Source organism: Pseudescherichia vulneris (assembly GCF_902164725.1).
GTDB classification, from domain to species: domain Bacteria; phylum Pseudomonadota; class Gammaproteobacteria; order Enterobacterales; family Enterobacteriaceae; genus Pseudescherichia; species Pseudescherichia vulneris.
This window is the reverse complement of the sequence record NZ_LR607338.1, coordinates 2,129,677-2,132,019: the sequence shown is the minus strand read 5'-3', so window position 1 is coordinate 2,132,019 and position 2,343 is coordinate 2,129,677. Positions and strand designations below refer to the sequence as shown.

At 59.0% G+C, this 2,343-nt stretch carries 1 protein-coding gene; it reads left to right on the top strand.

Annotated elements, in window-relative coordinates; all coding sequences use genetic code 11:
- Positions 1–27 precede the first annotated feature (27 nt).
- The coding region (locus tag FN633_RS09125; RefSeq protein ID WP_154058879.1) for a TipJ family phage tail tip protein at positions 28–2,343 on the top strand (2,316 nt) is incomplete at its 3' end.

The following is a 2,343-nucleotide window of genomic DNA, read 5'->3' as shown; positions in this document are numbered from 1 at the left end:
TTCTGGCGGCTTTTTTATGGGCGCAATATGATCACGAAAATCAAAGGCAGCAAGAGTGGCAGCAAAAAGGGGCACACTCCGGTTGAGTCTCCGGACAGCGCCCAGTCGATAGCCCGCGCCAAAATGTTGATCGCCCTGGGCGAGGGGGAGTTTGCCGGCGGGCTGACAGGCCAGACAATTTTCTTCGGGGACGGAACCTCTTACACGCCGCTGCAGAACGCCGACGGATCGGAAAACTTTCCCGGCGTGGTCTGGGAGTTCCGATCCGGCGTGCAGGAGCAGTCCTACATTCAGGGCTTTCCCGGCGTCGAGAACGAATTGACTGTTGGCTATGAGCTGAAGTTCGCAGTTCCGTATATCCGCTCCATTTCAAACACGCAGCTGTCAGCGGTACGTGTCCGCGTAGGCTGGGCGACCCTGCTCTGGCAGAAGGATAACGGCGACAAGGTTGGTACCCGTGTGGAATACGCCATCGATCTGTCTGTTGATGGCGGCGCATATGAGACGGTGATTAACGGTGTCGTGGACGACAAGGCGACGACTCTCTACGAGCGAAGCCATCGCATAAACCTGCCCAAGGCCACCACTGGCTGGCAACTGCGCGTGCGCCGTGTTTCTCCGGACGCCACGAGCATCAACATCGTCGATACGATGAAAGTGCAGGCGGTTACCGAGATCATCGATGCCAAGCTTCGCTACCCTCACACCGCGTTGCTGTACGTTGAATTTAATGCCCGACAGTTCCCGAATGGCATTCCGCAGGTGGTGTGCAGCCCGAAGGGGCGGATCATCCGGGTACCCGATACCTATGATCCGGAGACCCGTACCTACAGCGGGACCTGGACGGGCACATTCAAATGGGCCTGGACCGATAACCCGGCCTGGATTTTCTACGATATCGTCCTGAGCGAGCGCTTTGGCCTCGGCCAGCGCATTGGCTCTGAACAGCTTGATCGCTGGGAGCTGTACCGCATCGCGCAGTATTGCGATCAGCTGATCCCTGATGGCAGAGGCGGCATGGAGCCACGCCACCGCTGCAACGTGTACATTCAGGACCGGGCGGACGCATGGACTGTACTGCGCGACCTGGCGGCACGGTTCCGGGGTATGACCTACTGGGGCGACAACCGCATGTATGTTCTGGCGGATATGCCGGACGACACCTCGCATATCTACAATCATGCCAATGTGGTCAACGGCAAATTTACCTTCTCCGACCCCAGCGAGACGACGCGCTACACCACGGCGCTGGTTAACTGGTCAGATCCCAAAAACCATTACAAAGACACACCTGAACCCGTTTACGACAACGATCTGGCTATGCGCTACGACTACCGCCAGATTGAGCTGACGGCTATTGGTTGCGATCGCCAGTCAGAGGCAAACCGCCACGGGCGCTGGATCCTGTTGACGAATGGGGCGGGCGAGGTAGTGACGTTCGATACCGGCCTGGATGTACCGTCGGTAGGGAAAGTTATTGGTGTGGCCGCGAATGAACTGGCCGGGCGTATTATCGGCGGGCGCATCAGTGCAGTGAACGGGCGCACCGTTAAGCTTGACCGTGCAGCCGACGTCAAGCCAGGGGATCGCCTTTTCGTTAACCTGCCTTCCGGCCAGGCGCAGGCGCGCACAGTCCAGGCTGTTAACGGCGGCATGGTTACCGTCACCACCCCCTGGAGCGAGACGCCGGAAGCGGAAAGCAACTGGGCGGTCGAGGCTGACGATCTGTATATGGCGCTGTTTCGCGTAACGGGCGTCACCGACAACAACGACGGCACCTATGCGGTCACCGGCACAACGTACAACCCCGATCTCTACTTCGCTGTGGATCATGGTGCCCGCCTCGATGAGCGTCCGATCAGCGTTATTCCACCAGGGGTGCAGGCACCCCCAGATAATGTTTCAATCGACAGTTACTCGCAGGTCAGTCAGGGGATTGCTGTCACCACGATGCGTGTGGCGTGGGACTCCGTTCCCGGCGCGATAGCTTATGAGGCCGAGTGGCGAAAAGACTCCGGCAACTGGGTCAGTGTGCCGCGTACCTCAACTCAGGGCTTTGAGGTACCGGGCATTTACGCTGGCCGCTACCTGGTGCGCGTGCGCGCCGTTAATGCGATGGACGCATCCAGCGTCTGGAGCTTCTCGGATGAGGTGGCGTTAACCGGCAAAGTTGGTAATCCCCCTAAACCGGTCGGCCTCACCGCGTCGGATAACGTAGTGTTTGGCATTGAGCTTAACTGGGGCTTCCCTGAGAACACCGGCGACACACTGAAGACGGAGATCCAGTACAGCGTTACCGGCTCGGAGGACGATGCCATGCTGCTGGCCGACGTGCCATACCCG